Here is a 4,317-nt window from a genome sequence, read left to right on the forward strand (position 1 = left end):
TCACCCAACTGTTCGACCGCAATGACGAGCATGATGTCGGCCATATCCGCCTGTCGCGCGAGGCCGACCTGCTGGTGGTGGCGCCGGCCACCGCCGATCTGATGGCGAAGCTTGCCAACGGCCATGCCAATGATCTCGCCTCGACTGTGCTTCTCGCCACCGACAAGAAGGTGCTGATGGCGCCGGCGATGAACCCGAAAATGTGGTCGCATCCGGCGACCCGCCGCAACCGGGCGACCCTGCAAAAAGACGGCGTTGTCTTCGTCGGCCCGGCCAAAGGCGAGATGGCCGAGAGCAACGAGGCGGGCGAGGGCCGCATGGCCGAACCGCTGGAGATCGCAGCCGCGATCGAGGCGCTGCTCGACGAGAGGCCGAAGCCGCTGGCGGGCCGCAGGATCATCGTCACCTCGGGGCCGACGCATGAGCCGATCGACCCGGTGCGCTATATCGCCAACCGCTCGTCCGGCAAGCAGGGTCACGCCATTGCGGCGGCGTTGGCGAAGCTCGGCGCCGATGTGCGGCTGGTCTCCGGTCCGGTCACCATCGCCGATCCGGCCGGCGTCATCACTACCCATGTCGAGACCGCCGCCGAGATGAAGGGCGCGGTCGAAAGCCTTTTGCCGGCGGATGCGGCGGTGTTCGTCGCCGCCGTCGCCGACTGGCGCACGGCGAACGCCGCCGGCGAGAAGATCAAGAAGGTGGCCGGCGAGGGACCGCCTTCGCTGCAGATGATCGAGAATCCGGACATCCTCGCCGGCGTCGGTCATAACAGGCAGCGGCCGGGGCTGGTCGTCGGCTTTGCCGCCGAGACGCAGGACCTGATCAGCAACGCCGAGGCCAAGCTGAAGAAGAAGGGCGCCGATTTCATCGTCGCCAACGACGTCTCGCATGAAAGCGGCATCGGCCCGTCCGGCGTGATGGGCGGCGACCGCAACAAGGTGCGGATCGTCTCGAAGGCAGGCGTCGAGGAATGGCCCGAGATGGGCAAGGACGAGGTGGCGACACGACTCGCCGCGCTCATTGCCGAGCGGCTGAAGACCATCGTTGTCTGAACTCCCCGCCGCCGAGTAATCTCACTCGGCGGCGATGCCTGTAACGCTCGCGTTGGCGGCTAGTCCGGCTTCGATGGACTCCGAAATGATCCTCAGGCCGAGATCCAGGTCCTCCTCGGAGATGGTCAAAGGAGGAGCTATGCGGAAGACGCCGCCCATCCCGGGAAGCTTGACGATGTTCATGCTCAGGCCGCGCCGGAACGCTTCCGCCGCGATTGCGGCGCCCAACTCGTGATTGGGCACCTTGCCGTCCTTGACGATCTCGACCCCGAGCAGCAGGCCGCGACCGCGCACGTCGCCGACACATTCGTAGCGCTGCTTCAGCCGCGACAGCCCTTCGAAAAGTTTCGCTCCCAGGCGCTGGGCCCGGTCGACGAGCTTTTCCTCTTCCACCACATCGAGCACCGCAACGCCGACAGCCGCCGGCAGCGGGTCGGAGACATGCGTGGTGTAGAACAGGAAGCCCTTGTCGTGCGCCGCTTCCTCGATTTCAGCCGTCGTCATCACCGCCGACAGAGGAAGCCCGGCGCCGATGGTCTTGGACAGCGTGAGGATGTCAGGGGTGACGTCATCTTTTTGGAAAGCGAACATGTCTCCCGTGCGGCCGATGCCGGTCTGCGCTTCATCGAGGATCAGCAGCATTCCGCGCTCGCGGCATTTCTGCTGGAGTGCCGCCAGATAGCTTTGCGGCAATTCCAGAATGCCGCCGCTCGACAGGATCGGCTCGGCGACAAAGGCCGCCAGGCTCCCGGTCGACTGGCTGTCGATCATATCGAACGCATCGTTCAGCTCGGTCAGCCAGTCCAATGAACCGTCGGCATTCCTGAAGCGCGGCCGGAAGCTGTTGGGCGCGGGAATCGCAAGGGATCCAACCGCCGCGGGCCCATAGCCCTTGCGGCCGGCGCTGTAGGTCGCCGACGCGGCGGCACCTGTCATCCCGTGCCAACTCTTCGAGAAGGCGACGATCTCGTGCTTGCCGGTCACCAGCTTGGCCATCCGGATGGCTGCTTCGTTGGACTCGGCGCCGGTCGAGAGCAGCAGCACCCTGTCGAGGCCGGGCGCCAGCGCGGCGAGACGTTCGGCAAGCTCGACCACCGGGCGGGACAGCATGCCGCTGAAAAGATGCGCGGCCCTTTCCACCTGGCGGCTGACCGTCGAGACGATCCTGGGGTGAGCATGCCCGAGCAGGGCGCTCATCTGCCCGGAGGTGAAGTCGAGGATGGGCCTGTCGTCGGCATCGTAGACGAAGGAGCCAGCGGCGCGCTCGATGATGGCGGGCTCGAAGCTGCCGCCATAGCGGATCAGGTGCTTGCGCGCCGAATCCCAAAACCCAGGCTCCAAGTTTTTCGACATCTCTCAACTCCAGCAAGCGTTGAGCCAACAATCTAGCGGCTGGCGCGGATGCAGTAAAATTGATAGTTGTCGGATTCTGATATCAATGGATTTGATATGCTCGATCTCAAGCTGCTGGCGACATTCGTGCGCGCGGCGCATTCGGGAACCCTCAGTGCGGTGGCGGTACAGGTCGGACGCACGCAGTCGGCCGTGACAATGCAGGTGCAGCGGCTCGAGGAAGCCCTCGGCCAGAGCCTGTTTCATCGCAGCGGCAGCGGGGTGCGGCTCACCGGCAGCGGCGAGCGCTTCCTGGCCTATGCCGAGCGCATCCTCAAAATCCATGACGAGGCGATCTCGGCGCTGTCCGACAAAGGCCTGCACGGTTCGATTATTTTCGGCAGTCCCGAGGACTATCTGAGCGCGTTCTTTCCCGCGCTGCTGAAGGGCTTCGGAACCATATATCCCGATGTCGAAATCAAGGTGGTTTCGGCGCCCACCGTCGAATTGCGGACGCTTCTCAACGCGCGCCAGATCGACCTTGCGCTTGTCTCCAGTCCGAACGCAAGCGACGCGCATGTGCGCACCGAAGCGCTCGTATGGGTGGGCAGCAAGCCGGCGCTGGACCTCTACGATTTTGGCGACATCGTGCCGCTGGCGTTGTCGGCGTCGAATGCCGTCGACCACAAGGCGGCTTGCGAGGCCATGGCGCGCGCCGGACTGCGCTACAAAATATCCTATGCCAGCAACAGCCTTGCCGGGCTGATCGCCGTGGCGCGGTCGGGCCTGGCAATCAGCGTGATGACCGAGGATGCGGTGCCGTCGGACCTCCATATTCTGGGCGCGCCGCTTCCTCGCTTGCCCCAGCTTGGCATTCTGGTCGCCTTTGCCGACGCCGAGCGATCACCCGCGGTCGAGGCCTTCGCCGATCACATCCGAGCCGTTCTGCCGTCCCTGTGAGAACTTCCGCTCTCCGATTGTCTCCCGAGGTCAGCCCGTCGCTTCCTGTGGATGCGCGGCTGGCATAGCGATACTGATGGCCGCCAGGCAGCCGAGAATGCCGAGCGGCACGAAGGCGAGGAACAGCCAGCCGGCGACGTTCGCCGCCGCGTCGCGGTTCAGGCCTTCGGAAAAGCCGCTGGCATTGGCGATGATGCCGGCGAGCGCCGCCCCCACCGCATAGCCGATGCGCTGCATGGTCGGCACCGCGGCGGAGGCGATGGTCTGCTCGCCGTCACGGGCCGAGGCGACGATGACGCGGGTCAGGAACGGCCAAGACACGCCGAAGCCGCCGCCCTGCAGAAGAGCGCAGAGCAGGATCAACGGAATCGAGCCGCTCGGGATTGCATAGGCAAGCCCGGCGAGGCCGGCCGCGATCATCAGGGCGCCGATGACGATGATCAGCCGCTCGCGCTCCAGCGGTGCGTTGGCGACGAGGATCGCGAGAATCGACCAGGCGATCGATTCGGCGGCGATGATGTAGCCGGTGGTCAGGATCGGGATGCCGTGCAGCGTGGTCAAGAGCAGCGGCCCGTAGATGGCGAAGGAACAGGTCGCCACCGAGAAGGCGGCCACCATGGTCATGCCGCTGCCGACCGGCGAGCGCCAGGAAAACAGCCGCGACGGAAACAGCCGCGAGGGTGGCTTCAGCGCATCGATGCGGAAGAATAGCACGAGGCCGATCAACCCCAGCCCAAGCAGTAGCGAGGAGCGCAGCAGGGCGACATCGACGCCGGCGCTGGCGATCAGCACGACGCTGACGGCAAGGCAGCCGAGCGCTGCATAAGGGAAGGGCGGCGCCGTGCCCTTGTCCACCTGCGGCCTGGTCGCCTGCGGCGTGTCGAGCACGATGAAGCTTGCCAGCGCCATGGCGGTGCCGCCGACGGTGAAGATGCCGAAGGCCCAGCGCCAGGACAGAAGCTCGGCCATGATG

4 protein-coding genes are annotated in these 4,317 nt (G+C 65.5%); 2 read left to right on the forward strand and 2 right to left on the reverse strand.

Going from position 1 to position 4,317, the window contains the following annotated elements:
- Positions 1-1,052 (forward strand): bifunctional phosphopantothenoylcysteine decarboxylase/phosphopantothenate--cysteine ligase CoaBC (coaBC, locus tag EN738_RS31615; protein WP_127287023.1); only part of this gene is annotated, 1,052 nt, incomplete at its 5' end.
- Positions 1,053-1,073: 21 nt separating this feature from the next.
- On the opposite strand, the gene EN738_RS31620 is transcribed toward coaBC, so the two are convergent.
- Positions 1,074-2,405, reverse strand: a complete 1,332-nt coding sequence (locus EN738_RS31620; RefSeq protein WP_127287024.1) for an aspartate aminotransferase family protein — start codon at positions 2,403-2,405, stop codon at positions 1,074-1,076.
- Positions 2,406-2,501: 96 nt separating this feature from the next.
- Between EN738_RS31620 and EN738_RS31625 the strand changes: the two genes are divergently transcribed.
- Positions 2,502-3,344 (forward strand): LysR family transcriptional regulator, encoded by an 843-nt coding sequence (locus tag EN738_RS31625; RefSeq protein ID WP_127287025.1) that lies wholly within the window; start codon positions 2,502-2,504, stop codon positions 3,342-3,344.
- 30 nt (positions 3,345-3,374) lie between these two features.
- Here EN738_RS31625 and EN738_RS31630 read toward each other — a convergent pair.
- Positions 3,375-4,317, reverse strand: a 943-nt coding sequence (locus EN738_RS31630; protein WP_127287026.1) for an MFS transporter, incomplete at its 5' end; no start/stop codon positions are given.

The sequence above is a fragment of the Mesorhizobium sp. M4B.F.Ca.ET.017.02.2.1 genome, from assembly GCF_003998955.1.
Taxonomy (GTDB): domain Bacteria; phylum Pseudomonadota; class Alphaproteobacteria; order Rhizobiales; family Rhizobiaceae; genus Mesorhizobium; species Mesorhizobium abyssinicae.

Bases quoted from the DNA above. Each gene is read 5' to 3' on its own strand.
- EN738_RS31625 (WP_127287025.1), top strand. From the start codon at position 2,502: ATGCTCGATCTCAAGCTGCTGGCGACATTCGTGCGCGCGGCGCATTCG.
- EN738_RS31620 (WP_127287024.1), bottom strand. From the start codon at position 2,405: ATGTCGAAAAACTTGGAGCCTGGGTTTTGGGATTCGGCGCGCAAGCAC.